Annotated in this window: 23 protein-coding genes; 11 read left to right on the forward strand and 12 right to left on the reverse strand. The window is 72.0% G+C overall.

Features of this window, described 5'->3' with window-relative positions; translation table 11 throughout:
• Nucleotides 1–58: 58 nt before the first annotated feature.
• Complete coding sequence (locus J5V96_RS16130; RefSeq protein ID WP_307793709.1) at nucleotides 59–1,030, reverse strand: acetylxylan esterase; 972 nt, start codon at nucleotides 1,028–1,030, stop codon at nucleotides 59–61.
• Nucleotides 1,027–3,429: a glycosyl hydrolase family 95 catalytic domain-containing protein gene (locus J5V96_RS17160; protein ID WP_236015032.1), complete on the reverse strand. Its 2,403-nt coding sequence runs from the start codon at nucleotides 3,427–3,429 to the stop codon at nucleotides 1,027–1,029. Before J5V96_RS17160 ends, J5V96_RS16130 begins: the two co-directional genes overlap by 4 nt.
• Nucleotides 3,430–3,536: 107 nt before the next feature.
• Here J5V96_RS17160 and J5V96_RS16135 point away from each other — a divergent pair, with 107 nt between their 5' ends.
• Nucleotides 3,537–5,714 carry an alpha-galactosidase gene (locus J5V96_RS16135; RefSeq protein WP_208505636.1) on the forward strand — a complete coding sequence of 726 codons (2,178 nt, stop codon included), beginning with the start codon at nucleotides 3,537–3,539 and terminating at the stop codon, nucleotides 5,712–5,714.
• A 49-nt stretch (nucleotides 5,715–5,763) separates the two neighbouring features.
• Here J5V96_RS16135 and J5V96_RS16140 read toward each other — a convergent pair whose 3' ends face one another.
• Complete coding sequence (locus J5V96_RS16140; RefSeq protein WP_208505358.1) at nucleotides 5,764–8,229, reverse strand: X2-like carbohydrate binding domain-containing protein; 2,466 nt, start codon at nucleotides 8,227–8,229, stop codon at nucleotides 5,764–5,766.
• 204 nt (nucleotides 8,230–8,433) lie between these two features.
• Between J5V96_RS16140 and J5V96_RS16145 the strand changes: the two genes are divergently transcribed.
• Entirely contained in the window at nucleotides 8,434–9,813 is a 1,380-nt protein-coding gene (locus J5V96_RS16145; protein ID WP_208505361.1) for a flavin monoamine oxidase family protein, read from the forward strand.
• Nucleotides 9,810–10,520, forward strand: a complete 711-nt coding sequence (locus J5V96_RS16150) for a Pr6Pr family membrane protein (protein WP_307793710.1) — start codon at nucleotides 9,810–9,812, stop codon at nucleotides 10,518–10,520. Before J5V96_RS16145 ends, J5V96_RS16150 begins: the two co-directional genes overlap by 4 nt.
• Here J5V96_RS16150 and J5V96_RS16155 read toward each other — a convergent pair.
• From J5V96_RS16155 to J5V96_RS16170, 4 genes are all read right to left on the reverse strand, one after another.
• Complete coding sequence (locus J5V96_RS16155) at nucleotides 10,495–11,418, reverse strand: carbohydrate ABC transporter permease (protein ID WP_208505363.1); 924 nt, start codon at nucleotides 11,416–11,418, stop codon at nucleotides 10,495–10,497. The two genes, J5V96_RS16150 and J5V96_RS16155, sit on opposite strands and share 26 nt — an antisense overlap.
• Nucleotides 11,415–12,464 (reverse strand): carbohydrate ABC transporter permease, encoded by a 1,050-nt coding sequence (locus J5V96_RS16160; protein WP_208505365.1) that lies wholly within the window; start codon nucleotides 12,462–12,464, stop codon nucleotides 11,415–11,417. The genes J5V96_RS16155 and J5V96_RS16160 overlap by 4 nt, the downstream gene beginning before the upstream one ends.
• 77 nt (nucleotides 12,465–12,541) lie before the next feature.
• Nucleotides 12,542–13,867 (reverse strand): ABC transporter substrate-binding protein, encoded by a 1,326-nt coding sequence (locus tag J5V96_RS16165; RefSeq protein WP_208505368.1) that lies wholly within the window; start codon nucleotides 13,865–13,867, stop codon nucleotides 12,542–12,544.
• 34 nt (nucleotides 13,868–13,901) lie between these two features.
• Nucleotides 13,902–15,530 (reverse strand): GH39 family glycosyl hydrolase, encoded by a 1,629-nt coding sequence (locus J5V96_RS16170; RefSeq protein WP_208505370.1) that lies wholly within the window; start codon nucleotides 15,528–15,530, stop codon nucleotides 13,902–13,904.
• Nucleotides 15,531–15,706: 176 nt separating this feature from the next.
• On the opposite strand from J5V96_RS16170, the gene J5V96_RS16175 reads away from it, so the two are divergent.
• A complete protein-coding gene (locus J5V96_RS16175) occupies nucleotides 15,707–16,747 on the forward strand; it encodes a LacI family DNA-binding transcriptional regulator (RefSeq protein ID WP_208505373.1) in 1,041 nt (346 codons plus the stop codon).
• A 6-nt stretch (nucleotides 16,748–16,753) separates the two neighbouring features.
• On the opposite strand, the gene J5V96_RS16180 is transcribed toward J5V96_RS16175, so the two are convergent.
• Together J5V96_RS16180 and J5V96_RS16185 are read right to left on the reverse strand one after the other, a co-directional pair.
• Nucleotides 16,754–17,053 carry a Dabb family protein gene (locus tag J5V96_RS16180; RefSeq protein ID WP_208505374.1) on the reverse strand — a complete coding sequence of 100 codons (300 nt, stop codon included), beginning with the start codon at nucleotides 17,051–17,053 and terminating at the stop codon, nucleotides 16,754–16,756.
• Between the two features lie 22 nt (nucleotides 17,054–17,075).
• Nucleotides 17,076–17,885: an SDR family oxidoreductase gene (locus J5V96_RS16185; protein WP_208505376.1), complete on the reverse strand. Its 810-nt coding sequence runs from the start codon at nucleotides 17,883–17,885 to the stop codon at nucleotides 17,076–17,078.
• Nucleotides 17,886–18,145: 260 nt separating this feature from the next.
• Between J5V96_RS16185 and J5V96_RS16190 the strand changes: the two genes are divergently transcribed.
• The 4 genes from J5V96_RS16190 (at nucleotide 18,146) to J5V96_RS16205 (ending at nucleotide 21,706) form a co-directional block, all read left to right on the forward strand.
• Nucleotides 18,146–18,883: a 3-oxoacid CoA-transferase subunit A gene (locus J5V96_RS16190; RefSeq protein WP_208505378.1), complete on the forward strand. Its 738-nt coding sequence runs from the start codon at nucleotides 18,146–18,148 to the stop codon at nucleotides 18,881–18,883.
• A complete protein-coding gene (locus J5V96_RS16195; RefSeq protein ID WP_208505380.1) occupies nucleotides 18,880–19,512 on the forward strand; it encodes a 3-oxoacid CoA-transferase subunit B in 633 nt (210 codons plus the stop codon). Before J5V96_RS16190 ends, J5V96_RS16195 begins: the two co-directional genes overlap by 4 nt.
• Nucleotides 19,513–19,586: 74 nt before the next feature.
• The gene (locus J5V96_RS16200; protein WP_208505382.1) at nucleotides 19,587–20,759 is read left to right on the forward strand and encodes a thiolase family protein; all 1,173 of its coding nucleotides are present in this window, start codon (nucleotides 19,587–19,589) and stop codon (nucleotides 20,757–20,759) included.
• A gap of 137 nt (nucleotides 20,760–20,896) precedes the next feature.
• The gene (locus tag J5V96_RS16205; RefSeq protein ID WP_208505384.1) at nucleotides 20,897–21,706 is read left to right on the forward strand and encodes an IclR family transcriptional regulator domain-containing protein; all 810 of its coding nucleotides are present in this window, start codon (nucleotides 20,897–20,899) and stop codon (nucleotides 21,704–21,706) included.
• A 6-nt stretch (nucleotides 21,707–21,712) separates the two neighbouring features.
• Here the strand turns inward: J5V96_RS16205 and J5V96_RS16210 are convergent, their stop codons facing one another.
• On the reverse strand, nucleotides 21,713–22,408 hold the full coding sequence (locus tag J5V96_RS16210) for a VOC family protein (protein WP_208505387.1): 696 nt from the start codon (nucleotides 22,406–22,408) through the stop codon (nucleotides 21,713–21,715).
• 82 nt (nucleotides 22,409–22,490) lie between these two features.
• Here J5V96_RS16210 and J5V96_RS16215 point away from each other — a divergent pair, with 82 nt between their 5' ends.
• Nucleotides 22,491–23,303 (forward strand): hypothetical protein, encoded by an 813-nt coding sequence (locus J5V96_RS16215; protein WP_208505389.1) that lies wholly within the window; start codon nucleotides 22,491–22,493, stop codon nucleotides 23,301–23,303.
• Between the two features lie 342 nt (nucleotides 23,304–23,645).
• On the opposite strand, the gene J5V96_RS16220 is transcribed toward J5V96_RS16215, so the two are convergent.
• Complete coding sequence (locus J5V96_RS16220; RefSeq protein ID WP_307793711.1) at nucleotides 23,646–24,449, reverse strand: DUF4037 domain-containing protein; 804 nt, start codon at nucleotides 24,447–24,449, stop codon at nucleotides 23,646–23,648.
• 175 nt (nucleotides 24,450–24,624) lie between these two features.
• Here J5V96_RS16220 and J5V96_RS16225 point away from each other — a divergent pair, with 175 nt between their 5' ends.
• Both J5V96_RS16225 and J5V96_RS16230 read left to right on the forward strand, forming a co-directional pair.
• The gene (locus tag J5V96_RS16225; RefSeq protein WP_208505391.1) at nucleotides 24,625–25,317 is read left to right on the forward strand and encodes a GNAT family N-acetyltransferase; all 693 of its coding nucleotides are present in this window, start codon (nucleotides 24,625–24,627) and stop codon (nucleotides 25,315–25,317) included.
• Nucleotides 25,318–25,464: 147 nt separating this feature from the next.
• Nucleotides 25,465–25,872: a hypothetical protein gene (locus tag J5V96_RS16230; RefSeq protein ID WP_208505393.1), complete on the forward strand. Its 408-nt coding sequence runs from the start codon at nucleotides 25,465–25,467 to the stop codon at nucleotides 25,870–25,872.
• A gap of 11 nt (nucleotides 25,873–25,883) precedes the next feature.
• Here the strand turns inward: J5V96_RS16230 and J5V96_RS16235 are convergent, their stop codons facing one another.
• Nucleotides 25,884–26,627 (reverse strand): class I SAM-dependent DNA methyltransferase, encoded by a 744-nt coding sequence (locus tag J5V96_RS16235; protein ID WP_307793713.1) that lies wholly within the window; start codon nucleotides 26,625–26,627, stop codon nucleotides 25,884–25,886.
• Between the last annotated feature and the right edge of the window lie 187 nt (nucleotides 26,628–26,814).

A 26,814-nucleotide genomic window follows, 5' to 3' on the forward strand; every position in this document is an offset into this window, starting at 1 on the left:
GCCACCCCGACAAGAGAGGCCCGCGCATCCCCGGATGCGCGGGCCTCTCCGTTTCGGCTCAGGCGGCCGGGGCGAACAGCTCCGCGAGCACCGACAGCGCGCCGAGGCGGTCGTCGGATCCGCCGGCGTCGTGGCCGTTGGCGGGCCACGGGGTGAGCTGCACGTCGGCGGCGTACGCATTGCGCACGGCGTAGGCGGTGGCCGCGGGGGCGATGTCGTCGTTCAGTCCGCACGAGAGCCAGGCCGGGGTGTGGGCGAGGCGCGCGAAGTTGACGACATCGACGTAGCGCAGGGTCGCGAGGGCCGGATCGCGCCGCGCGTGGTCGCGGGCGAACAGGTCGGTCAGCTCCTGGAACGGATACCGCGCGCTCAGCGTGAGCGCGGTCGGGATGTCCGCGAGGAACGGAGACTGCGCGAGCACGCCGAGCACACCCTCCGAGAGGTATGCCGCCGCCAGGGCGATCGCGCCGCCCTGGCTGTTGCCGATCAGCGCGACGCGGCCGGCGTCGACCTCCGGCAGCCGGCGCGCGACGTCGACCAGGAGCGCGGCGTCGGTGAAGACCCGGCGATAGTAGGTGCGGGCGGGATCGGTCAGGCCGCGCACGAGGTAGCCGGTGTCGTCGCCGAACGGGCCGTCCGGCGTGGTGCCGTCGCCCTGTCCGCGGGTGTCCATCACGAGATGCGCGTATCCGGCCGAGGCCCACGTGAGGTCGTCGATCGCCCGGCCGCGCCCCGCCCCGTAGCCCGTGAAGTGGATCACCGCGGGCAGCGGCCCGGTGCGATGCGCGGGCAGCCGCAGCCAGGCATGGATCGGCTCGCCCCCGAAGCCCGCGAACGTCACGTCGAACACGTCGATCGTGCGCAGCGGGGTCTCCACGGGCGTCACCACGGGGTCCCACGACAGGTCGCGCGCCTCGGCGAGGGTGTCGCGCCAGAACTCCGCGAAGTCGTCGGGCAGCGTCTGGGGAGTGACGTGTCGCTCGAGTGCGGCTTCGCGCGGGTCGCGGGCGTGCTGCGCGCCGTGGCTCACGCGTCGCCGCCCGGAGCCACCGCGATCTCGCTGCGCTCGCCGCGGAACGACACGGTCACCCGCTCCGGTGCGGAGGTGGTTGTGGCCACCACGGTCACCTCCGTCGGGCGTCCGTTGCTCCACGCCAGGTCGACCGCGACGCCGGCGCGCGTGCGCACCCCGCTGATCCGGCCGTGCGGCCACGCCTCCGGCAGCGCGGGCAGAAGGCGGATCGGATCGTCCGGCGTGCCGCGGCCGGCGCTCACGAGCATCCCAGCGAGGGCGGCGGTGAAGCCGAAGTTGCCGTCGAGCTGGAACGGAGGGTGCGTCGAGAAGAGGTTGGGCAGGAGCCCGCCCCATTCGGATCCGTCGGTGGGCAGGTCGACGTCGGGGTCGTCCCGGTACGGGCGGATCGCCTCGCGCAGCAGGGAGCGCGCCGTCTCGGCATCGCCCAGTCGCGCGCGCATGGCGATCTTCCACGCCCACGACCAGCCCATGGCCCCGCCCCCGCGCGCGTCGAGCGTGCGGCGAGCGGCCTCGGCCAGCTGCGGGGTGCGGTCGATGTCGATCGCGTGCAGTGGGTGCAGGGCGATCAGGTGCGACAGGTGGCGGTGGTGCGGGTCGGTGGCGGCCACATCCGCGCCCCACTCGGCGATCTCGCCCGCGGGACCCACGCCGCCCGGCGCGATGATGCGCGGTGCGGGAACGCGCGGGAGCGCCGCGCGGATCTCGGCGAGCAGCGGGTCGTCGGCGCCGGCGGCCTCCGCCGCCTCGAGCGTGCGCTCCAGGGTCGCCCGGCACAGCGCGAGATCCATCCCCGACGACGTGCTGACCGATCCGGTGCTGCCGTCGCCGCGACGGAAGGAGTTCTCGGGCGAGGTCGAGGGCGAGGTGCCCAGCGCGCCGCCCTCGTCCTGCATCCAGTCGAGCACGAAGGCGCTCGCCCCGAGAAGGAGGGGCAGGATGCGCTCGCGCAGCTCGCCGAGATCGCGGCCGTACTCCCAGCGCTGCCAGAGGTGATCGGCGAGCCACAGGCCCCCCATCGGCCAGAACGCCCAGGACGTGGCCCCGTGGCCGCCGCCGACCGGGAGCGCATAGCCCCAGGGGTCGGTGTTGTGGTGCGCGACCCAGCCGCGCGCGCCGTACAGCGCGGACGCCACCTCGGCGCCGCGCTCGGCGACGCGCTCGATGAGATCGAGCAGCGGCGTGTGCAGCTCGCCGAGACCCGTGCGCTCGGCGAGCCAGTAGTTCATCTGCGTGTTGATGTTGATCGTGTAGTTCGACGACCACGGCGGGCGCATCGAGGCGTTCCAGATCCCCTGCAGATTGGCCGGCGGGGAGCCCGCGCGCGAGGACGACACCAGCACATAGCGGCCGAAGGCGTAGAGCACCTCGGCGATGGCCGCGTCGTCGCCGTCGTCGAGCAGCGGCGCGACGTCGCGGGGCTCCGCCCACGCCGGGCCCAGGTGCAGCGCGGATGCGCCGAGCAGCCGACGGGATTCGGCTTCGTGCGCGGCGCGCACGGCGGCGGCCCCCTTGCGCGCGGCCGCGAGCGCCCGCTCGCGGGCGGTGTCCAGCAGTTCGGCACGCGTGACGAGAGGCACACGGTTCCATGCGCGTCGGTGGTTCGTCTCGGTGGCGAGCATCGCCGTGATCCGGCGTGCGCCCTCGATCTCGAGGACCCCGTCGCGGGCGACGACTGCGCCGTCGGTGCGGATCACCACCGCGGCCGCGCCGGCCGGGTCGAAGCCGTCGGCGGCCTCTCGCCAGACGTGCGCGGTCGCGTCGGGCTCGTGCGCCGGGGCGCCGTCGACCGGGGTCTCGACGATCAGGGCGAGCTCGCCCCCCTCCGCGTCTGCCGTGGCCGTCGCCTCCGCGATGCGCAGGGGAGAGCGCAGCCGTGCTCGCGCCGACACCGGTGCGTCGGCCTGCACGTCGACGACCAGCACGCCGTCGACCGCCGATGCCCAGCTCGTGCGGCGCAGCGCGGTGCCCGAAATCGTGAACCGCTCGACGACGGTCGCGTGCGCGAGGTCGAGGACGCGCTCGTAGCCCTGCGCATCGGGGGCGCCGAGCGAGAGCTCGAGGTCTCCCAGCGGCAGGAACTCCTGACTCCAGGGGCCCTCGAAGGTGCGCAGCAGACGCTCGACGGTCTCGTCGTCCTCGGAGGAGACGGCAGCGCGCACCTGCGCCAGGCGTTCGGGCCCCGCCCCCTCGGCGAGCACCGCCGCGAGAGCCCGGGCCGGGCCGTCGGGGGTGCCCGACCACAGGCTGGCGTCGTTGAGGCCGATGCGGCCGTCGGCGTCGCCGAAGACCATCCCGCCGATCGCGCCGTTGCCGATCGGGGTCGCCTCCGTCCAGTGGTTCGCAGGGGTGTTCCAACGCAGCCGCAGCGGTGCGGCCGGGTTCGCGGAGTTCATTCTTCTCGCTTCGTGTCGTGCCGAGGCGCGGCGGGATCTCGCCTTGCTCCGCCAGGGTATAAACAGTAAGTTTCTGCTGTCAATAAAATCGAGACGGGGTGGTCACGATGTCCGCTGAGGCGGGTTACGCGGTGCTGCGAGCCGCTGGGGTGGCACTGGTGATGGATCTGCAGGGCGAGGCGCCCCAGATCCTGCACTGGGGTCAGGATCTGGGGCCGTTGGACGCGGAGGGCGTCGAGGCGCTGCGGTATTCGGCGGAGACGGCACGGGTGGCCAACTCGCCGGAGGCGACGCGCGCGCTCACGATCCTGCCGACGGAGCGCGACACCTGGTCGGGCTTCCCGGGCATCGAGGGACACCGTGCGGGCACGGCCACAACGCCTCGACCGGTGCGGGAGTCCGTCCACGTCGACGCGCGCGACGACGCGGGCGGGATCGTGCGCTGCGTGCTGCGCGATGCGGTGTGCGCCCTCGAGCTGGTCGCCGAGTTCGAGCTCGAGCCCACCGGCGTGCTGCGGGTGCAGTGGTCGGCCACCTCGCTCGCGGAGAGCGGCGAGCCGTTCGATCTCGCCCACCTCACGGCGCTTGTGCCGATCCCGGCGCGTGCCGTGGAGCTGCTCGACTTCAGCGGCCGATGGAGCCGCGAGCGGGCCCCGCAGCGTCTGCCGCTCGTGGACGGCGCTCACGTGCGCGAGGTGCGCCGCGGCAAGCCGGGCCTCGACTCGCCCTACCTGCTTGTGGCCGGAACGCCCGGGTTCGCGCACCGCCGGGGCGAGGTGTGGGCCGCGCACGTCGCCTGGAGCGGAGATCAGCGCTGGATCGCGCAGCGCCTGCCCGAGGGGGCCGGCGCGCTCGGCGCCGTGCTCGGCGGCGGCGAGCTGCTGCGCCCGGGCGAGGTGCGACTGGCCGCGGGGGATCGCTATGACGCTCCCGCGGTGCTGTTCGCGTGGTCCGACGCGGGCACGGACGGCCTGGCCGACCGCTTCCATCAGCGCATGCGCACCCGCCGCCCGCGCGAGCGACGCCAGCCGGTGGTGCTGAACACCTGGGAGGCCGTCTACTTCGACCACGACATGGAGCGCCTCGGCGAGCTCGTCGACCGGGCCGCCCGCATCGGCGTCGAGCGGATCGTGCTCGATGACGGCTGGTTCCGCGGTCGGCGCGACGATCGCGCCGGTCTGGGCGACTGGCAGATCGACACGGCGGTGTGGCCGGACGGCCTCGACCCGATCGTCGCGCGCACCCGCGAGGCGGGGATGGAGTTCGGGCTCTGGTTCGAGCCCGAGATGGTCAACCTCGACTCCGACGTGGCGCGCGCGCATCCGGAATGGCTGCTCGCGCCTTCGGGGGGTGTCGGCGCGAGCTTCCGCAATCAGCACGTGCTCGACATCGGCCACCCCGACGCATACGCGTACCTGCTCGAGGAGATCTCGGGTCTGGTGGCGCGCTACGACATCGACTTCATCAAGTGGGATCACAACCGCGAGCTGCACGAGGCCGTGGCGCGCGAGGCGGGAGGCGACCGGCCGGGCGTGCGGCGCCAGACCCTCGCCCTCTACTCCCTCCTGGACGAGCTGCATCGGCGCCACCCGCGCCTGGAGATCGAGAGCTGCGCCTCCGGCGGCGGGCGGATCGACCTCGGCATCCTCGAGCGCACGGAGCGCGTGTGGACCTCCGACTGCAACGACCCCGTCGAGCGCCAGGACATCCAGCGCTGGAGCGACATCCTGCTGCCCCCGGAGCTGCTCGGATCGCACGTGGGCGCCGAACGCGCGCACACCACGCACCGGTCGACCGACCTGTCCTTCCGCCTCGTCACCGCGGCGTTCGCCTCGCCGGGCATCGAGTGGGACATCACGACCTGCGACGACGACGACCTCGGCCGCCTCGCGGACTGGATCTCGTTCGTGATCTCGCGCCGCGGCCTGCTGCACGGGGGTCGCCGCGTGCACGCCGACCTGCCCGACCCCCAGACGCTGCTGCACGGGACGATCGCCGAGGACGCGTCCGCCGCGCTCTTCGCGTGGGTGCGGCTGGCGAGCTCGGGCGGCCCGCAGGGCGCCAGGGTGCCCTTCCCGGGGCTCTCCCGCGACCGCGACTACATCGTGCGCCTTCCCGACGCCTTCGGGGCTCCCGCCCTGCACGGCAGCGAGCCCGCGTGGGTGGCGCACGCCCGCAGCGCCGACGGATTCCGGGTTCCCGGCGCCGTGCTGACCGCCGCCGGTCTGCCGATGCCGGTGCTGCAGCCCGCATCGGGGCTGGTGCTCGAGCTGACCGCCGCCTGAGACGCGCGAAGAGGGCGGGCCGGGATCCCCGGCCCGCCCTCTTGTGCGATCAGCGCGTGAAACGGAAGGCGTCGCTGCGGATGACCCCGCCCGACGCGTTCTGCACGACGATGCGGTGCTCGCCCCGCTTGAGGCCGCTGACGGTGTACAGCTCCCGCTGCGTGAGGCGCGCATCGGCACGCGTGTCGACCGTCTTCACCAGCGCGCCGTCGAGGAAGATCCGCACCTCGCCCTGATCCGGCGCCTGGGGCGCGATCCACGTCACGCCGGTGCCGGTGAACGTCAGGTCGGTCCACGCGTCACCCGAAGCCGCCTGCACGTCGTCGGCCACATCGCCGCGGAACGAGAAGCGCAGCGTGCTCTGGCCCGCCTTGAGCGATGACAGGTACGCGGCCGACAGGATCACGTCGCCGTCGTCCACGGTCCAGTCGGCGCCCTTCGTGAGGGTCGTGGTGCCGTTCGCGATGCGCGTGAGCTCGCCGGCGTCGCGGCCCAGCGCGATGCGGGTCGCCTCGGCCGCCCCCTGGGGGACGGAGACGGCGTTCGGGTCGAGGAGGTTCACCTGCTCGATGTCGAAGCGGTCGAGCAGCATAAAGCGGCCGTCCTGCATCGTCACGGTCACGGTGTGCTCGCCGTCATCGAGCCCGGTGGCCGACCACACGACCTGCTGCGACTGCCGCGGCGTGCCCGCCGGAAGCGAGGCATCCGCGGTGCCGGCGTCCTGCCCGTCGAGCGTGATCGCCACGCTGCCCTGCGACTCGTCCTTCTCGGTGATGTACCGGATGCCGGTGCCGCGGAACGTCAGGGAGACGCTGTCGCCCGCCTTCTCCGTCCAGTGCACGTCGTCCTCGTGGTCTCCGACCCCGCGTCCCGTGCTGTGGTTCCAGCTTCCCGAGTAGGCGATCTCGGGCGAGGTGTCGTTGAGCGTGACGATCCGGTGCGACGTGTCGCCCGGGGCCGGCGGCTCCTCACCCGGGGCGAGCACCGTCACCGCGAGATCCTGCGACGTGGCGGCGACCTCGTCGCCTCCGCTGCGGTGCCAGTCGCCGCTGTACCCGACCTGGATCGCGTCGCCGTTGACCGTGGAGTCGACGCCGCGCGGCGGGGTGACGCGCAGCAGGCGGGCGCCGTGCGGGGGAACCGCGTCGGCCGTGTAGCCCGTCTGGTGCGTGCCGATGTCCTTGCGCGCCCACACGTCGCGCACCTTGTTCTTGCCGTCGCCCAGGCCGATCGCCGTCCAGTCGACCGTGATGTCGGCGGCGGAGGTGCCGAGGTTGTAGAGCGCGACGACGTAGGAGCCGTCGTCCTGCAGCGACGCCCACACCGGGTGCTTGGTGTCGGAGGTGACCGGATGGGCGGGGATGCCCGCCTGGTTGATCGCGATGACCTCCTTGTTCGTCAGCAGCTCGATGCCCAGCTCGTCGAGCTGGGTGAGGTCGTCGCCCGTGAAGAACTGCGCGGCCTGCATGGCCCACAGCGTGGCCGCGGTGCGGCGCTCGTCCGCGGTGAGCCCGTCCATCCGGCCGTTTCCGACGTTCAGCGAGTCGAAGTCGGCGAAGCCGCCGGGGCCGGTGTGCCGCCACCACTCCTCGGCCTTGCCGAACGTGCGCGAGATGGTCTGCCACGACACCATGGCCTCGTTCTGGCAGTAGCACTCGACATCCCAGTCGACGCGCCATCCGTCGGCGTGCTCGCGCCAGTAGTCGGCGTATGCCGGGTCGAGCGCCCAGGACAGCTCGAACCAGATGCCGCGGCTGTGCAGGGCCTTCGACCAGGCCGCCACGTCGGCGCGCGCGTCGATGGACAGATCCGAGATGCCGGATCCGGGGGTCACGCTGTCGAACTTCACGAAGTCGACGCCCCAGTCCTCGAGCATCGCCGCCATCGATTCGATGTAGGCGGTGGTGCAGGGGTTGTCGAAATCGAGCGCGTAGCCGATGCCCCAGTAGTCGGCCCGGCTGAGCGGCTGCTTCGCGATGTCGTGCGTTGTGCACCCGGGCGCGTTCCACACCGGAAGCGCCGCCTCGTACACCTCGGGGCCGACGCCCGGGATGAAGTAGAGCCCGATCTCCTGGCCGTTCGCGTGCACGTGATCGATCACCGTCTGCAGGCCGTCGGGGTAGTGCTCCGCGCTCGGGGTCGGGCGGCCGTAGGCATCGAAGCCGTCGTTCCAGGCGGCGTCGATGTTGATGCGGTTGTAGCCGTACGGCTGGAGCTTCTCGTGCATCGCGTCGGACTGGGCGATGATCTGGTCGGCGTCGATGATGTGGTTCTCGCCGGTGTAGACCTGCAGGCTGTAGCTGCTCCATCCCATGTACGGGGCGGTGGCGAGGTCGCCCTCGGCGACGCGCGGGATCGGATCCGGCGCGGCCGGGCCGGAGGGGGCGGGCGTGGATCTGCCGGTCGATGCGGCGTGCGCCGGCGCGGCGGCGCCGACGACCAGGCCGAGCATCGCCAGGCCGGTCAGCATCAGCGCTGAGCCGCGCCGGTGCGACGAGGGAAGGGGGCGTGACATCGAGCTCTCCATCTCGGGGAAGCGCGCCCGGCCGGGCTCGGAACGGCACTGTTCCGGACGCTGAGGGTCTTATTTGACAACGTCAAATAACCACAGATCCCGGCGGGCCGCAAGAGTCGGCTCGGCGGGCTCGGTCATCCGTCGCGGCGCCGGAACGCGGCCCGCATGTCGGGGGAACGGGCGCCGCGTTAGTCTGGCGGGGCCATGGGGATCTCGCGACGCACCTTCTTCGTCGGCGCCGGAGCGGGCGCCGTCGCCGTGCTGCTGGCGGCCTGCACGCCCGAACCGGCTCCGAACCCCACGACGGCGGCGCCCACGCCGACCCCCACCGCTCCCGGACCCACCCCGACCGCCCTGCCGGCCAAGCCCGCCGCCTTCGTGCGCTCGGCATGGAGCACCGACCCCTATGCGCGCGGCGCGATGAGCTTCACCGCCGTGGGCTCGAGCCCGGCCGACCGCGAGACGCTCAGCGAGCCGGTCGAGTCGCGCGTCTTCTTCGCGGGGGAGGCCACCTCCGACCGCCCCGGCACCCTCTCCGGCGCCGTGTCGTCGGGCGAGCGGGTCGCCGAGCAGGTCGGAGTCGCGGCCGCGAACGGCGAGCGCATCGCCGTGATCGGCGCGGGCCTGTCCGGAGCGATCGCCGCCGCGCGCCTGCGCCAGGCGGGGTTCGAGGTCACGGTGATCGAAGCGCGCGACCGCATCGGAGGCCGCCTGCACACCCTCGATGACGACGCCTGGCCCGTGCCGCCGCAGCTCGGGGCCTGGCTCCTGAGCCCCGACGACAGCGAGGTGCAGCAGCGCATCGCGCTGCACGACGTGCCGGTCGAGGCCCTCGACGGCGAGCTCGCGCTGACGGACGCCGGTTCGGTGGAGGCTCCGGATGCCGCACCCCTCGAGGCCGCGATCGCCTGGGCCGAGCCGCGCCCCGCCGATGCGCCGCTGCTCGAAGCGCTGACCGAGTCGGGAGGCGACCCGGAGGCTCCGGACACCGCCGCGTTCCTCGCGCTGCTGGCCGCCACCACCGGCGCGGACGCCGCCGAGCTGTCGGCATGGTTCCCGCCGGAGTCGCCCGACCTGCAGCTGGAGGCCGCGGTGGGCGATCTTCGCGACCTCGTCGCCGGCCCGCTCGACGACATCAAGCTGCTGCGCTCGACCACCGTCGTCGGCATCGCCTACGACGACACCGGCGTCAGCCTGCGCCTCGGCACCGGGGAGGCGCTGTCGGTCGACCGCGTGGTCGTCACCGTGCCGCTCGGCGTGCTGAAGGACGAGGGCATCGAGTTCGAGCCCCTGCTTCCCTTCTCGCACCGAGGTGCGATCGCCGCCCTGGGCATGGGCGACGTCGAGACCATCTGGCTGCGCTTCGACGACGACGTCTGGGATACCGACGCCGCCTTCTGGCACGTCGTCGGCGGCGATGCGACCATCCGCAGCTGGATCAACCTCGCACCCGCCACGGGCGAGAACATCCTGGTCGGCCGGGTCGGCGGGGAGGCCGCCCGCGCCTTCGCCCAGCTCTCGGACGACGAGGCGCTCGCCGCGGCCCTGGCCTCGCTCGCCTGGTTCCTCCCGCCGGCGCAGTGACCGGCGGCGCCGATCGCAGGTGGCGGCGGCTCGCGGCGCTGAGCTGGTGGCACCCGGCGGTCACCGGATCCCTCCGTCTCGCAACGGCCGCCACCTGCGTGGTCGCGTTGATCCATCGCCTGTTCTGGGGGCTCAGCTCGAACACGATCGCGGGCGAGAACTTCTTCGCCTACCTGACCATCGAGTCGAACATCTTCTTCGTCGTCGTGTGGACGATCTCGGCCTTCGACGCCTTCCACCGCCAGACCGATCCGCGATGGCTCGTGATGCTGCGCACCGTCGCGCTGAGCTGGACCACCACCGCGGGGATCGTTTTCGCCTTCCTCGTCTGGCAGGCGGGGGAGCGCGCGATCCGCATCGACGTGCCCTGGTCGGATCAGCTGCTGCACTTCTTCCTGCCGGCCTTCGCGATCGTCGACTGGGCCTTCGCGGCGGGTCGCCGACCGGCGCCCTGGCGCGTGGTGCCGATCGTGCTCGCCTACCCGCTCGTGTGGGCGGCGGTGACGATGTGGCGCGGCACGCTGATCGGCTGGTACCCCTACTACTTCCTCGACCTGCGCCAGATCTCCGGGCCCCTCGAGTTCGTGCTGACGGGCGGTGCCGCGCTTGGGGTGTTCGCGGTGGTGTCGGTCGCGCTCGTGCTGATCTCGCGGCGGCGCTACGCCCGGCGGGGGATGGGCGTCAGCCCTTCACCGCGCCGGCCATAACACCCGCGACGAGCTGACGCCCGGCGAAGACGAACACGATCAGCAGCGGGGCGGCGACGAGGAAGACGCCCGACATCACCAGGCCGGTGTCTGAGGTGAAGGCGCCCTTCAGCTGCGGCACCACGAGCGGCATCGTCAGCTGCGAGCGCATCACGACCGACGGCCAGAAGAAGCTGTTCCACGAGCCGATGAAGGTGAACAGGGCGAGCGTCGCCGCCGCCGGCCGAGCCGCCGGCAGCGCGATCGACCAGAAGGTGCGGAACATCGAGGCCCCGTCGATCCGGGCCGCCTCGACGAGCTCGAACGGCAGCGCCTCCTGCAGGTACTGGGTCATCCAGAACACCCCGAAGGCCCCCACAAGGCCCGGCACGGCGAGCGCGAGCAGCGAGTCGATCCATCCGAACTCGTTCATCATCACGAACATCGGGATCGTGCCGACCTGCGAGGGGATCGCCATGGTGGCGATCACCGTCACGTAGAGGGCCTGGCGTCCGCGGAACGTGAGCTTCGAGAAGCTGAATCCGGCCAGCGTCGAGAAGAACACGGTCGACGCGCTCACCGAGACGGCGACGAGCAGCGAGTTGGCCAGCGCCGCCCAGAAGTTGAACTGGGAGGCGCTGAAGACCGCCCCGAAGTTCTCGAACAGGCGCAGCGTGGGCAGCCACGTCGGCAGCGTGCCGACCGACCGGGCGATCTCGGTCGTCGTCGACGAGCCGTACATCGCGGCCGCGTAGAGCGGGAAGACGGAGGCGACGAAGACCACCGACAGCAGCACGTACGTCACCCACCCGGGTCGGCGGGCGCTGGGGCCGGCGACGGGGCGTCCCTGTCCCGCGCGCTTTCGCGCGTAGCGGGCCGCGCCGCGACCGGCGGTGTTCTCGATGAAGGCGGTGCTCATCGCTTCGCTCCTTCGGTGGGGGTGCCGGTGCGGGTGCGCGTGCCGGTGCGTCGTGCGGATCGCGCGGGGCGGGGAGCGCGGGTGCCCGACGAGGCGATGGATCTCGTGAGCAGGAAGTTCAGGAGGGAGAACGCGACGATGATCAGCGCGAGCAGCCATCCGACCGCGGCGGCCTGCCCGAGGCGGTCCTGCCAGTCGCCGAAGCCGAGGTTGAACAGGAACAGCGACACGGTGGTCCACTGGTCGTCGGATCCGCCCGAGCCGCCGCCCGTGCCGCCGCCGTCGAACATCCGCGCCTCGTCGAAGACCTCGAGGCCGCCGATGGTCATGGTGAGGATGACGAAGATCAGCGTGGGACGGATCCCGGGGATCGTGACCGAGAAGAACTGCCGCAGCCGGCCGGCGCCGTCCACGGTGGCCGCCTCGTAGAGATCGCGGGGCACCGCCTGCATGGCGGCCAGAAGCAGCAGGGAGTTGTAGCCGGTCCAGCGGAACACGATCATCGATCCGATCGCGATGTGCGACAGCAGCCGGTCCTGGAAGAAGGGCGAGCTGAACTCGGTGAGGATCCCCATCGCGTGCAGGTTGGGCACAAGCAGCCCGAACTGCCCGAAGACCTGGCCGAAGATCATCGAGGTCGCCACCGGCATCACGACGAACGGCACGAGCACGCTCATGCGCCAGAAGGTGCGGGCGCGCAGGTTCTGATCCAGCACCGCCGCGATGGCGAGGGCCAGGATCAGCTGCGGGATGCCGCCCCACAGGAAGATCGAGAACGTGTTCTCGAGCGCCTGCCAGAAGGCGGGCTGGCGCAGCACCCAGGCGAAGTTGTCGAGACCGACGAAGTCGCCCATCCCCGCGCGGCGGTGCCAGTCGTGCATCGCGACCACGACGTTGAACACGAGCGGAACCGCACCGAACACGGCGAACAGGAGGAAGAACGGGGAGATGTACAGGTAGGGCGAGAGCTTGATGTCCCAGCGCGATGCGCGCTGCCCCCACCCGACCCGTCGCGGCGCGCGCGGCGCCCGTGCGGTGTCAGTCATGCCAGGTGCTTTCCGTGAGATCGGCCGGACCGGCCGATCGCGGACCCGCCGGGGCGGGCCCGCGACCGGAGCGGTCATCAGGATGCGGTGTCGAAACCGAGGGCTTCGAAGTCGGAGACGACCTTGTCCCAGGCCTCCTCCGGAGTGGCGGCACCCGACTCGACGAGCTTGATGCCGTCGACGACGAGCGTCTGGATGCCCGCGAAGTTCTCGCCGCGGAATCCGCCGGCCGCGGCGTCGCCCGCCGATGCGGCGAGGTCGCCGTAGATCTGGCCGATCTTCTGGCCGCCGAAGAACTCGTTCTCGGTGTCGGCGATGTCCGGGCTCTGCATCGCCTCGACCTGCGAGGGGAACTGGCCCGTGGTGTGGAACCAGTCGACGGCCGCGTCGGCCGAGGTCAGGTAGTCGGCGAGCTCGACCGCCCAGGCGGTGTTCTTCCCGGTGGCGGGCACGGCGAAGAACGATCCGCCCCAGTTGCCGCCGCCGTCGGGGAAGGTGCTCGAGACGCGCCAGCCGTCGACGCCGGCGGCGTTCTCGGCGATGATCCCCGTCATCCAGGCGGGGGTGACGACGGTCGCCCACTGCTTGTTCTGGAAGCCCGCGCCCCAGTCGGCGTGGCCGATCGCGATGCCGGCCGAGACGCCGTCCTGCGCCGCGTCAGCGAACGTCATAAAGAGGTCCTTGACCTCGTCGTTGTCGGCCAGGTCGTACGGCTTGCCCGAGTCCGGATCCTCGAATGCGGCGGGCAGCAGGTTGACCGCGGCCTGGAACGCGTTGGCGAGCGAGTCGATGAAGTAGTTGTCGGAGGTCTTGACGTACTCCCGGCCCGCGTCGAGGAACGTCTCCCACGTGGCGGCATCGCCGCCGATGAGCTCGGCGAACTCCTCGGGGCTGCCGGCCACGCCCGCGGCCGCGGTCATGTCCTGGTTGAAGGCGATGCCGAGGGGCCCGATGTCGGTGCCGTAGCCGGTGATCTTTCCGTCGACCGATCCCTGCGTCACCTTCCAGTCGACCCAGCGGTCCTCGATCTCGGGGAGCTCCACCCAGTCCTCGGGCACGGCCATCATCTCGGTCCACCAGTCGACCTCGATCAGGTGCACGTCGGACAGGCCCGCGCCGTCGGAGGACAGGCCGTTGCGCAGCACGGTCTGGGCCGAGGCGCCGTCGGGGAACGAGTTCACGACGACCTCGATGCCGGTCTCCTCCTCGAAGCCGTCGAGCAGCTCCTGCGGGAAGTCCATCCAGGCGGCGACCGTGAGCTTGTCGGGCTTGTTGTCCTCATCCGCGGCCGGTGCGGCGCCGCCGCCGCCTCCGCCGCTGCAGGAGGTGAGCCCGAGGATCGTGACCGTCGTCAGTGCGAAGGCGCCGACGAGCTTGCTGTGCTTCATCATGGTGGTTTCCATCACTTCTTCGTGGGTGGGGGTGGGGTGGAGCGGGTCAGTGGTGCGCGGCCCAGACCGAGGCGACGGCCCAGGGTGCGAGAACGAGGTCGAGTGCGAGGTCGCCGTCCGGGCCGACCGTGAGCTCACGGCGGTCGAGGTCGTCGGCCACCGCCTTCAGCGCGCGGACGTCATCGCGCGAGAGGTTGAGGGGCTCGCCCATCCGGTGCCACGCGTGGGCGACGTCGCCGTGCTCGAGGTCGACGATCTCGACCAGGTAGCGGGAGCCGGGCCGCAGGCCCGAGATCGTGTGGGTGATGCGCCGGGAGGGCCCCTCCTCCGCGTGACGCATCGCGCGGGTGTGGCTGACGGCGTCTCCGACGGATCGCGACCCCATCGAATCCGGGTAGTTGAACAGCACCGCGGCGACGTCGTCGCCCGATCGGGTGATGATGCCGTGCTCCGTCTGGAGCGCGATGCGATCGCCGAGGCGGTTGAGCATGGCCATGGCGTGGAACGTGGGCTTGTGGATGCCCTGCTCGTTGACGAACCCGAAGCCGCCGTGGAACGGGCCGATTCCGCCGCCGCCCTCCTCGAAGACGTCCGTGAACGTCCAGTACGAGATCGAGTCGGCCAGATCCAGGCTCTGCAGGAACGCGCGCGTGATGTAGGTCGCGGCGAACACGGTGTCGTGCATGCGGTCGCGGCTCGAGGGCGACGTCGACCACTCGGTGATGTGCAGTTCGGCGTGCGGGTACGGGGACTCCGCGATGATCTGGCGCATCCGCAGCAGGTCGTCGCGGGTGGCGTCGCGATGACGGCTGATCGAGCGTCCGACGCCCTGCGTGTCGAACGCGTAGTCGGTCGGGTAGAGGTGGGTGGAGAGGAAGTCGATCGGCAGGTCGCGCTCGGCGCAGTAGGCGATGAACTCCCGCACCCAGACCGGCTTCCAGGGGAGGGCATCCGGATCCGGCGCCTCGGCGGTCGCCGCCTCGACGGAGGTGTCGTGGTACTCGCCGTCGTAGCGGGCATCGGGCACGAAGACCGACGAGGACGGACCGCCGACCTTGAGGGCCGGATCGATCGCCTTGATGGCGAGGGCGGTCGCCGCGTACAGCTCGAAGTACTCGGTTCGTGTGCCGGTCCAGAAGTGGGGCACCAGGTTGGGCTCGTTCCAGACCTCGAAGGGCCAGGTGCGCACCTCCTCGATGCCGTAGCGCTCGATCCAGTGCTCGATCGTGGCGGTGACGAGGGCGACCCAGGCGCTCATGTCCTTCGGCGGGCTGCAGTGCGCCTTCCACCAGAAGAGCGTCTCGGTCTGGGTGGCGAGCTCGCGCGGCATAAAGCCGAGCTCGACGAAGGGGCGGGCCCCGGCATCGAGGATCGCGTCGAAGACCTTGTCGACGTAGGCGAACGTGTACACGGGCTCGGGGAGCGGAGTCGCCGGGCCGAACCCGCCGCCGTTCGAGGCGCGGTACACGAACATGTCGTCGTGGAAGACGCCGTGGAACCGCACGTACCGGGCGCCGAGCACGTCGACCGCCTCGCGGAAGTGCGCCTGCCAGTCGGCTCGCAGCGCCTCGTTCGCACGGCCCGCCCCGACGCACTCGTTCCAGATGCGGCGCAGGGGCCGGTCGAGGCTGGGTGCCCCGTCGACGAGCAGGGCGGTTGTCGAAGTGGTCGGCACGGGACCTCCATTGGTCGGGATCGCTTCGATGCGATTGGCGAAACTGTTTCGCAACGTGTTACGTCGAACACGGTAGGGCGCTCCCGGGATCGCTGTCAAGCTGCGGCGAAACCGCAGTGGATATTTGCGCGAGAGCACGGGTAGGCTGACGAAACCGTTTCGTATTTGGAGGCCCGGTGGACGAATCGATCCCACGTCGCGCGACACTCGCCGACGTCGCCGCTGCCGCGGGCGTCTCCAAGGCCACCGTGTCGAAGGCCCTGAACGGCCGGGACGACATCTCGACCGAGACGCGCGAGCGGGTGCTCGCCACCCTCGCCGAGCTCGACTACCACCTGCCCGCGCCCGGGCGGGCCGCCGAGCGGCGTTCGATCGCGGTGGTCTTCGCCGTGCCGGCATCGCCCTACATCCTGGGCGTGCTCCAGGGCGCGCTGATCGCCGCCACGGAGGCGGGGGTCGATCTGCTGCCGCGTCTGTCCCTCGGGCGAGAGTCGCGCCGCCAGCGTGCGCTCGTGCGGGAGTGGATCGACGAGCAGCGGGCGTCGGGCGTGGTGGGCGTCATCGGCCTCACGATCGCCGAGCCGGATGACCTCATCGGGGCGGCCGGCGAGGCGGGGCTCCCGATCGTCATCGTGGATCCGGTCGACACCACGCGTGACGACCTGGTCAGCGTGGGATCGAGCAACTGGGCGGGCTCGCGGGCGATGGCCCAGCATCTCCTCGACCTCGGACACCGCCGGATCGCCTGGATCGGCGGCCCCGAGACATCCGGGGCGGCACGCGATCGCCTCTACGGCTACCAGGCGGCGCTGGATGCCGCCCACATCGCGGTCGACTCGTCGCTCATCCGGTCCGGGCCCTTCGAGGTCGCCACCGGCACCCGGCACGCCCGAGACCTGCTCGCCGAGCCCGACCGGCCGACCGCGATCATGGCGGCAGACGACGAGATCGCCGTGGGCGTGCTCGCGGCCGCGCACGAGCTGGGCATCCGCGTGCCCGCTGAACTGAGCGTCACCGGCTTCGACGACACGCCTCAGGCCGCCTGGACCACACCGCCTCTGACCACCGTGCACCAGCACCTCGACGGCATGGGGTCGATCGCCGTGCAGACCGTGCTCGGCATGGTCGAGGGGCGCAGCCCGGCCTCGCGGCACCTCGATCTCGCGACGTCGCTGACCGTCCGCAACAGCACGGCCCCCGCGCCCGCGGCGGGCTGAGGCGCCTCAGCCCCGCTCGACGAAGTCGTACTCCTGGAAGTCGGCGACCTCGGTGCGCCAGCGCTCGGCGACGAACCCCTGGTGATCCGGATGCGCGTCGTACGCGTCGTAGGCATCCTGATCCGCGAATCGCATCGAGAACTGCCACCGCAGATCGCTCTTCTCGCTGACCTGCCGGCGCACCGTGAACTCCTGCACGCCCGGGATGCCCGTCAGGATCCGCTCGCCGTCGTCGAGGAAGCGAGCCTCCTCGACCGATCCGGCGGGGTGGGACAGCGCGAAGACGACGGTGTGCAGGATCGACATGCCGTCAGTCTCGCAGAGCGCCTCAGACGCGACGCCAGTCGTCGCTCTCGAGAGCCGCGCCCGCCATCGGACCCATCTGCAGCATGCCGCCGTCGACCGGCCAGCTCGCGCCGGTGACGTAAGACGACGCGGGCGAGGCGAGGAACGCGATCACCGCGGCGATCTCGTCGGGCACACCCGGGCGGCCGAGCGGGATGCCGGGGCGGTGTGTGCGGGCGGCGTCGTCGGGGTCGATGCCCGTCATGGGCGTTGCGACCAGGCCCGGCGCGACGGCGTTGACGGTGACGCCGTGCTCGGCGAGCTCGATCGCCATGGTCTTGAGCAGCCCGCCGAGGCCGTGCTTCGCGGCGTCGTAGGCGCTCGAGCCCATCAGCGGCTGGTGCTCGTGCACGCTCGTGACGCCGATGATGCGTCCCCCGCGGCCCGCCGCGACCATCCTGCGCGCGGCGCGCTGCAGCACGATGAAGGCGCCCTCGAGGTCGGTGACGACCACCTTGCGCCAGCTCTCGAGGTCCACCTCGAGGAACGGCACGGTGTCGCCGGTGCCGGCGTTGTTCACGAACACGTCGACGCCGCCGAGGTCGTCGGCGAGGCGGTCGATCACGTCGCCGCAGGCGGGCACGTCGGTGAGGTCGAGCTGCGCCACCACGGCGCGCGCCCCCTCGGCCTCGACGAGCCGCGCGGTCTCGCGGGCTCCCTCCTCGTCGGAGTGCCAGGTGACGCCGACATCCAGCCCGGCGCGCGCCAGGGCGATCGCCGTCGCGCGCCCGATGCCCGAATCCGAGGCGGTGACGATGGCGGTGGAGGGCTCGAAGGTCAGGGGAGTGGTCATCGGTTCGCTCATGCCCGCAGTCCACTCCGCCGGGTCGCGTTCGTGAAGCGCCTTGACACGGTGGGGTCTCGGCGTGCGGTGGTGTGGGGGCCGGGGTGGGGCTGGGTCGGGTTGCCCCTATGCGCCGCTGTGGTCCGGCGTTTGGGGGCGGATTGGGGCACGGCGGGGCCCGGAGGGGTGCCGGATCCGGGGCGTCCGCGGTAGACTTGTGCGAGATGCGAACCGATGTTCGCAGGGCGAACAGAAGGCAGGGAGGCCGGATGATCGACAAGACCGTCGCGAGCGTGGAGGACGCGGTCGCGGGGATCCAGGATGGCGCCACCGTCATGATCGGCGGCTTCGGGCGCGCAGGGCAGCCGGTCGAGCTGATCGGCGCGCTCATCGCGCACGGCGCGAGCGACCTCACGATCGTGAACAACAACGCCGGCAACGGCGACACGGGGCTGGCCGCGCTGCTCGCGGCGAAGCGCGTGCGCAAGATCATCTGCTCGTTCCCGCGGCAGAGCGATTCGTGGGTGTTCGACGGTCTGTACCGGGCCGGCGAGATCGAGCTCGAGCTGGTGCCGCAGGGCAACCTCGCCGAGCGCATCCGCGCCGCCGGTGCCGGCATCGGCGCGTTCTTCTCGCCCACGGGCGTCGGCACGCAGCTCGCCGAGGGCAAGGAGGAGCGCGAGATCGAGGGCCGTCGTTACGTGCTCGAGTATCCGATCCGGGCCGACTTCGCCCTGATCAGCGCGTTCCGGGGCGACCGCTGGGGCAACCTCGTCTATCGCGAGACGGCCCGCAACTTCGGCCCGATCATGGCGACGGCGGCGGCCACGACGATCGTGCAGGTCGACGAGGTCGTGCCCCTCGGCGATCTGGACCCCGAGTCGGTCGTGACCCCCGGCATCTTCGTCGACCGCGTTGTCGCCGTCGGATCGCGGGGCTGGCTGCAGGACGGCGCGTTCGTCGGCGGCGTCGACATCGAAGGACGACCCCTGGAGGCTTCCGCATGACCACCCTCACTCGAAACGAGCTCGCCCAGCGCATCGCCGCGGACATCGCCGAGGGCTCCTACGTCAACCTCGGCATCGGCGCCCCGACGCTCGTCGCCAACTTCCTGCCGGACGATCAGGAGATCATCCTGCATACCGAGAACGGGCTGCTCGGCATGGGCGAGGCGCCCGAGGCGGGCCGGATCGATCCGGATCTCATCAACGCCGGGAAGCAGCCCGTCACCGCTCAACCCGGGGCCGCGTACTTCCACCACGCCGACTCCTTCGCGATGATGCGCGGCGGCCACCTCGACGTGTGCGTGCTCGGAGCGTTCCAGGTCTCGCAGACGGGCGACCTGGCCAACTGGTCGACCGGAGCGCCCGGCGCGATCCCCGCCGTCGGCGGCGCGATGGATCTCGCGATCGGCGCCAAGCAGGTGTTCGTGATGACCGACCTGCTCACCAAGCAGGGCGAGTCGAAGCTCGTGGACTCGTGCACCTATCCGCTCACGGGAGTCGGATGCGTCACGCGCGTCTACACGGATCACGCGGTGTTCGATGTCGCAGACGGCGGCTTCCGCGTGCGCGAGCTCTTCGGCGACAACACCATCGAGGGACTCGAAGCGCTGACGGGCCTCACCCTGCGCTGACCCCCCGCCCCGCTCGTCGAGCGAGCGAAGCGAGTCGAGACGCCCCACCCCCGAACGAATCAAGGAGCCACAGCATGAGCAGCACCTATATCTACGATGCCGTCCGCACCCCGTTCGGCCGCGCGGGCGGGGCCCTCTCCGGGGTGCGCCCCGACGATCTCGCCGCGCTGGTGATGAGGGCGACGATCGAGCGCACCGGGACGGATCCGGATCGCATCTCCGATGTCATCTTCGGAGCCGCGAACCAGGCGGGCGAGGACAACCGCAATGTCGCGCGCATGGCGGCGCTGCTCGCGGGGTTCCCCACGACGGTGACCGGCGTGACCGTGAATCGCCTCTGCGCGTCGAGCATCGAGGCGGTCATCCAGGGCGCTCGCGCGATCGAGACGGGTGACGCCGAGCTTGTGCTCGCGGGCGGCGCCGAGTCGATGAGCCGCGCGCCCTTCATCGTCGAGAAGTCGGCCAAGCCCTGGCCGGCGGTCGGCAACCAGACCCTGTGGAACACGTCGATCGGCTGGCGCATGACCAACCGCGCGATGCCCACGCACTGGACCATCTCGAACGGACAGTCGGCCGAGAGGGTCGCGCAGCTGTCGGGCATCACGCGCGAGCAGCAGGATGAGTTCGCCGCGCGCTCGCACCGCCTCGCCGCCGAGGCCTGGGCGGCGGGCGTCTACGACGGCGAGATCGTGCAGGTGCCGGGGCATGAGCTCGGGCGCGACGAGGGCATCCGCGACGGCTCGACCCCCGAGAAGCTCGCCGGGCTGCAGCCGCTGTTCGGCCCCGCGGGCGAGGGCACCGTCACCGCGGGCAACTCGTCGCCGATCAACGACGGCGCCTCGGCCGTGCTGCTGGGCGCCGAGGGCGCGCTCGACGCCGAGCCGCTCGCCCGCATTGCGGGGCGCGCGGTTCACGGCAACGACCCCGACCTGTTCCCGCTCGCACCGATCGAGGCCGCGAACAAGGCGCTCGCCCGCGCCGGCCGCACCTGGGCGGACGTCGATGTGGTCGAGCTCAACGAGGCCTTCGCCTCGCAGGTGCTCGCCGACGTGCAGGGCTGGGGCATCGATCCGGCGATCGTGAACATCCACGGCGGTGCGCTGGCGATCGGCCACCCGCTCGGCGCCTCGGGTGGCCGTGTCATCGGCCACGCCGCCCACGAGCTGGCGCGGCGCGGCGGCGGTGTCGCGGTCGCCGCCGCCTGCATCGGCGTCGGTCAGGGCCTGGCCGTGGTGCTCGAGCGGTAGCGCGGGCCACCTGCCGGGTGGCGTTGACTAGTCCTCCGCGGGACTACTAGTCCAGCCTGGACTAGTCACGCCGCGCGCGACTAGTCAACGCCCGCCCGCACGCCGCACCCGCACCCACAACACCCCCGAGGGGACCCATGACCGAGCCCCACTCCCGCGAGCCCGAGCCGCGCGAGCCTGAGCCCCGCGAGCCCCACCCCCGCGAGCCCGAGCCGCGCGAGCCTGAGCCGCGCGAGCCTGAGCCGCGCGAGCCTGAGCCCCGCGAGCCTGACGCCCGCGAGTTCGTTCAGTCGTTCGCGCGTGGGCTGGCGGTGATCCGGGCGTTCGACGCGGAGCATCCGCGCCTCACGCTGAGCGAGGTCGCGGCCCGCGCCGAGGTGACGCGGGCCGCTGCGCGCCGGTTCCTGCTCACGCTCGAGCAGCTCGGCTATGTGCGCAGCCACGGCCGCGACTTCGAGCTCACCCCCCGCGTGCTCGAGCTGGGCTTCAGCTACCTCTCCGCCCTGTCGCTGCCCGAGATCGCGCAGCCGCACCTCGAGCGGCTCTCCCACGAGGTCGGCGAGAGCGTCTCGGCGGCCGTGCTGGACGGATCCGACATCGTCTACGTCGCGCGCGTTCCCGTGCGGCGCATCCTCAGCGTCGGCATCCAGATCGGCACGCGCTTCCCCGCCGCCGACACGAGCATGGGACGCGTGCTGCTGGCCGCCGCCGGCGATCCGGCCTATGCCGACATCGCGGCGCAGGGCTGGGCCATCGTCGAAGCGGGCCTCGAGCCCGGACTGCGCTCGGTCGCGGCCCCCATCCACGGCCGCGACGGACGGGTGGTCGCAGCCGTCAACATCCCCACGTCATCCAGCCTCGTGCCGGTCGAGACCCTGCGCGACGTGCACCTGCCGGCGCTGCTGCGCACCACGGCCGCCATCGAGGCCGAGCTCCGCCACGTCTGATCCGGATCACCCGCGCCGGATCGAGAACTCGCCCCCGTCGGGATCCGTCAGCCAGAGCGCGCCATCGCGCTCGCCCGCGAGCCGAGCGCCGAGGGTGACGAGGCGCGCGGCCTCCCGCGCAGGGTCGGCCGCTTCGAGGTCGAAGCACTGGCGCGTGCCGCCGAGGTCGTCGGGGGAGTCCTCGCCGTCCCACGCGATCTTCGTGCCGCCCCCGGGCGACTGGATGGCGAGCTGCTCGCCCTCATCCCAGACGACGCTCCAGCCGAGCGCATCGCGCCAGAACGCGCCGCCCGCCCGCGATCCGTCGCACGTCACCTCGCCGAGGGGACCGCAGTGCTCGAGGTAGCGGTTGCCCGGCTCGATCAGGCAGAGGTCGTACCCCGCGGGATCCGACAGGTACAGGATGCGCCCCGGCGCCGGCGGGTGGGCGCCCCGCAGGCGGCCTCCGAGCCGCAGGGCCGTCTCGAGCGCGCGCCGCTGATCCTCGACCGTCGCGCTCGTCACATGCAGGTGCAGGCGATCGGGCGCGGCATCCCGCGCTGCCGACTCGACGAAGCGCAGCCCGACCTGCGTGCTGCTGCCCGGCACCCGCACGCCCCCGGGTTCGTCGACCGCGGTGCGGCCGAGCAACCCCGCCCAGAAGCATCCGGCCGTGCGCGCATCCGCGACCTCGAAGCTCACCGCCGCCAGTCGCAGAGACATGTCGCCCAGTCTGCGCGCCTATCGGCTCCGTCGCCAGACGGCGGCGCTGCGGTGCGGGCCGCCGGTCCGGCAGGATGAGCGCATGAGCCGCGCGCCGAGCACCACCTGGGGCCGCGCGATCGGCTTCGCCGGCGTGGTGTTCTTCGCGCCGCTGGTCGTGGCGCTCGCCGCGGTCTTCGTGCTCGCTCCGGGCAAGCCGTACGGGCTCTCGCTGCTCGCGGCGGGCGGACCGGTCGCCCTGTTCGGCGCCGTGTGGCTCACGATCCTCACGCATCGCCGTGCGCGCGACGTGTCGGGGCTGGCGCTGTCGGCCGCGGTCATCGGCGTGTGCGCGGCGGCCGCCGTCGCGCTGCTGCTGCCGATCATCGGATCCTTCCCCGAGGCCGGCTTCGGGGGCCTTGTGTACTTCGGCGCGATCGCCCTCGTTGTGGCGGTCGGTGTCTACCTCGCCATCGGCGGGCCGTTCTGGCTCGCCGCCACGGCGCTGCTGGCCGCGCCGATCGTGCTGCCCGGCGCCCGTGTGTCGAGCAGACGCGCGGGCCTTGTGCTCGGGATCGGCGGATCCGTCCTGGCCGTCGCGATGATCGCGACCACCTGGATCTCCGCGGGCGCGGGCGAGTTCGCGCGCGGCTGCCGTGCCGACGTCGACCAGGCCGGCGCGCCCACCGGCACGTTCACCTGGATCCCGCTCGGCGTGCGCTGCGAATGGCCCGTGGGCACGGCGTCGTTCACCACGGATCCGGACTGGATCGCGACGATCGTGGTGGTCGTCGCGCTGTCGCTCGCGGCCTTCGGCGTCGGCCTGGTCATCCGCTCGCGCCCCCCGCGCCCGCTCCCCGCCGTGCCGGCCGAGCGCTGGGATGCCCCCGACGACCCCTGGCACCCGCAGGCCTGACCCCTCCCCGTCCGTTGAGCGAGCGCAGGGCCTCGCGCAGGGCTCGGGCGTCCCCCGCCGGTTGTTCGTTGAGCGAGCGCCAGCGAGTCGAAACGGCCCGGCCTTCGCGCGGGGCTTGGGGCGTCCCTCCCCGGGTTGTTCGTTGAGCGCCAGCGAGTCGAAACGGCCCGGACTTCGCGCAGGGCTTGGGGCGTTTCGACTCGCTCGTTCCTCGCTCGCTCAACGAGCGGGGGTGAGGGAGCGCGCGCGCGACGCCCCCAACGGCCCGAACTTCGCGCGGGGTTTGGGGCGTTTCGACTCGCTCGTTCCTCGCTCGCTCAACGAGCGAGCGGGCGGCGCGCGTCAGTCGGCCAGCGCCGCCCGCGTCTCCTCGACCAGCGCGAGCAGCGCGGAGACCGTGGCGCGCAGCTCATCCGGCGTCCTCCCCGTGGCGCCCGTGAAACGACGCGCCCGCGCTCCGAAGTCGGCGGGTGCGGCGGGCAGCGCCTCGGACGCCTCGAGCGCCCCCTTCTCGTTGAGCAGCCAGCGCCGCGCGTGGGCATGCAGCGCCTGGGTCAGGATCCCGATCGCTCGCGAGGTGCAGAGGCTCACGTAGAGCGAGTCGGCACGCGAAGCGCCCTTGGTGGCGTTGTGCGCAAGGAACTCCGCCTCCCACGCCGCGCTGATCAGCGCGCGGCGCAGGGCTTCTGGATACTCCGTCATCTGCTCACGCAGGGTCGCGAGCGCTCCGGACGGATCCGCGATCACCTTCGCGAGGGCGAGCTCGCCGGCGTAGCAGGGCGACCAGAACCCGAGCGGATGGCCAGCCTGCACCGCCACCTCGTAGCGGCCGACGCGGCAACCCGCCCAGATCCGCTCGACGCGGTCGAGGTCGCGCAGGATCCAATCGACCGCGACGCCGTCCACCCGCAGCCAGGCACCGCCATCCACCCACGGTCCCCAGTCGCCGGGGGCTGCGACCTCGACACCTGGGCCGGCGAGCGCCTGCAGCGCAGCCACGTCCAGCTCGCCGCGGTAGTAGAGGCCGAGGTCCCAGTCGGAGTCGAGGCGGTGCGTGCCGCGCGCGCGGCTGCCGCCCAGCGTGACCCCCACGATCCCGGGCACGCCGAGGAGGTCTTCCGCCATCTGCTCGATGCGCTGCTGCACCCGACCAGGCTGGCACGGCGCAGCGAACGGGGGCGGAGCCCCGCGCTGCCGGTCAGGAATCGCCGCCTTCTCCCCGGGGCTCGCGGCGTGTTCTGACCACAACGCCGAGGCTGCGCGGGCGACGAAGTGAGCGGATTCCTGACGCGCCGCCGCCGGATGCGGGCAGACTAGCGACATGCGAACCATCCGCGACCTGGACACCGTAGAGCTGATCATCGCCGCGCAGGATCTGTTCGACGAGCTGCGGCGGTCGGAGCGCACGATCGACGCCGGCACTCTGCGCGCGCTGCAGCAGTCGGGCAACTACGTGGTGGGCCTGTTCGACGGCGAGGGCGACGAGGAGGTCATGGTCGGCGCGTCGATCGCCTTCTTCGGCGCCCCGGCTCGCCGCACGATGCACTCGCACATCACGGCGCTGCTGCCCGAGTACCGCGGCCGCGGCTGGGGCCGCGAACTCAAGGAGCACCAGCGCCAGTGGGCGTTCTCGCGCGAGGTCGGCAACATCACCTGGACCTTCGATCCGCTCGTGGCCCGCAACGCGCACTTCTTCCTCACCGTGCTCGGCGCGCGCGTGACCGGCTATGTCGAGAACCAGTACGGACTGTGGGGAGGCGGCGACGCGGGCGACGAGTCCGACCGCCTCGACGTGGAGTGGGCCCTCGCCGATCTCGCCACGCCGCCCGCCGAGGACGACGTCGTCAGCACCGTCGCCATCCCGAACGACATCGAGTCGCTGCGCGTGACCGACCAGGCCGCCGCGCACGAGTGGCGGCGCCGCATCCGCGCATCCCTTGAGACCGAGCTCGCGAAGGGCCTGCGCATCGCGGGCTTCGACGCCGAGCGCGGCTACCTCTTCGTGCGCGCCTGATCCCGCGCGGGCCGGCGCCGTCCGCGTCTGTCCGCGGAGCCACATCCTCCCCGTGAGATCACACCATCTCGGATGTGCGCTCGCGCTCGGGATGTGGCCCCGGGGTGCGGGATGTGCCCCGCGGCGGGCGTGGTGTATCGATGGAGGATGACGACTGCCGCTGAGCTCGACCCTGACTGGATCCCGCATCGCCGCGGTCTCGACCGCGAACTCGTCGGGTGGATCCGTCCGGAGGGCGAGGGATTCGTGGCCGTCGACCTGTTCGGCGCCGACGTGAGCGACCAGCTCGACTGGGTCGAGGCCGAGGAGGCGCTCGAGGCGCGTGGTCTCGGCTGGCTCGCCGAACCGTACATGCTGGAGCGGGCGGGTCAGGATCCGATCCGCGTGCGTGTGGTGGACGTCTCGCCTCCGTCCGCAGACGGGCCGGGGCGCGTGGTGGTGAAGACCGAGGACTGGGGCGCGATCGACGTTCCCCACGACCTGCACGAGCTGCCGTGGCCGCCGTCGACGCTGCGTCCGCTGCGCGCGGGGGAGGGCCACTCGCCCTGGGGCTGATCGGCTGAGCGTCAGCCGGGCAGGCGCCAGACCGAGACGTGCGAGTCGCTGTCCGCCGTGAAGGGCGCGCGATCCCAGTCGGCGTAGCGGGCCTCTGGTGCGAAGCCGGCGAGCTGGGCCATCAGATCCAGCTCTGACGGCCAGACGTAGCGGAAGTTGTGCGGCGAGTAGCGATAGCTTCCGTCCTCCTGGCGCGCGTAATGGTGCGAGACCGCGCGCTGCGTCACGAGGTCGTAGGTGTCGAAGCCCAGGTGCTGCTCCGTCACCGCGAACGGCACGGCGTCTTGACCGGGAGGCAGACGCCGCAGACCGGGCACACCCACCTCCACCACAAATCGGCCGCCCGGCCGCAGGTGGCGGGCCGCGTTGCGGAAGCACGCGACCTGCGCCTCCTGCGTGTAGAGGTTGCCGATCGTGTTGAAGACGAGGTAGACGAGCGAGAACTCGCCGTCGACCCGGGTCGTCGCCATGTCGCCGATCACCACCGGGATCTCCGTGGTCTTGCGTCGCAGTCGATCGGCCATCGCCGGCGAGTACTCGATGCCCGACACCTCCACCCCGCGCTGCTGCAGCGGGATGGCGACCCGGCCCGTCCCGATCGCGAACTCGAGGGCGCGGCCGCCCTCGGCGAGCTCGGCCAGGAAGCGGGTGGTGCGCTCGAGCAGCTGCGGCGAGAACCGCGGATCGTCGGGGTCGTCGTACCCCTCGGCCTGGCGCTCCGTCCACAGGTCGCTCGGAACCTCGTCGTGATGCACGCGAGACACCCTGCCACCATCCGCGCCGAAGGTGAAGGTGCGCCCGGCCCCGTCCCGCACCTCGGGCGCACATCGCGCCCTGCGGGGCCACATCCCGCGCGTGAGCGCGCATCCGGCAGCGTGTGTTCTCACGGGAAGGATGTGCCTCCGCGGGGTACACGCCCCGCGCCCCGCCCGACCGCGCCCC

Source organism: Microbacterium stercoris (genome assembly GCF_017592545.1).
In the GTDB taxonomy this organism is placed as follows: Bacteria; Actinomycetota; Actinomycetes; order Actinomycetales; family Microbacteriaceae; genus Microbacterium; species Microbacterium stercoris.